Here is a 392-nt window from a genome sequence, read left to right on the forward strand (position 1 = left end):
GGCGACACCGGCGGACCGCTCCTCAACGCCTCCGGCCAGCTCACCGCCGTCAACTCCCGCTCCTGGCAGGGCGGCTGCCTCGGCACCCCCGCGACCGAGACCCGCACGGGCGCCACCTCCACCCGCACCGACGACCTCACCCAATGGATACAGGACACGGTCCGCCCTGGCGTGCAGAACGATCTGAACGGTGACGGCCGGTCGGACGCCGTAATGACCTATTACCACGGCGACGGCTCGATCGGCTTCTACACCGCCCTCGGCAACACCGTTGGTGGTTTCGGCGACTTCACGGTGGGCTATACGGTCCCCGCGAACAGCTGGGACCGTGCCTCCATGAAGCTCGTCTCCGGTGACTTCAACGGGGACCGCCGCAGCGACCTCGCGATGAT

General features: G+C 68.1%; 1 protein-coding gene. It reads left to right on the top strand.

The features are described 5' to 3' along the window. On the top strand, positions 1 to 392 hold a 392-nt coding region (locus AB4039_RS42545), incomplete at both ends, for an FG-GAP-like repeat-containing protein (protein ID WP_442273351.1).

It is taken from the genome of Streptomyces sp. M-16, from assembly GCF_052114405.1.
Taxonomy (GTDB): Bacteria; Actinomycetota; Actinomycetes; order Streptomycetales; family Streptomycetaceae; genus Streptomyces.